Genomic DNA, 560 nt, shown 5'->3' on the forward strand with positions numbered 1-560 from the left:
TAATCGCCTCATTTGCTAGGACAAAGGAGAGTTTATTTCCATCAAAATCTACGGAATAATCTAGCAGTTCATAGGTAACGTTACCTGTCACTAAGCTAATTAAAACTGCTATAGAATTGTATTTTGGCGAATCGTCAAAGAAAAAATTCAGGCCAGAAAGAACCCATGAAAAAATAATTATTCCATTCTACACACAAAATATGGATTGGATTGATTACTTCGAAATCATAGACACCTATACCCATAACGTATAGGTGCACAAATACCCCTACAAACACTCGTAAGTATCAAAGAAATATTAATGTATAAGGCAGTTTGCGTATTTAACCTTAACTTGTATCTCTTAAATCTAACAACACTGGAAACACATCTTGTTCACGTTTTTTCGCTGGTTTCAGCACGTCATTTACTAACCTACCCGAATCAGGAAATAGGGCTAAAATCGATTTACGATAGGCTTGCTGCACTTCCTGTTTCACAAGAATTAAGGTTTGCATAAGCGCAGACCGGGTAGAAACTTGAATCCCTCCGCCACGGCCACGTTTTGTTTTTAAGTAAAT

General features: G+C 36.8%; 1 pseudogene. It reads right to left on the reverse strand.

The window, feature by feature from the left end:
* Positions 1 to 329 precede the first annotated feature (329 nt).
* Positions 330 to 560: pseudogene (locus AC1Z3S_RS20075) on the reverse strand (hypothetical protein); the annotation flags it as partial.

This window comes from Enterococcus sp. LJL90 (assembly GCF_056924355.1).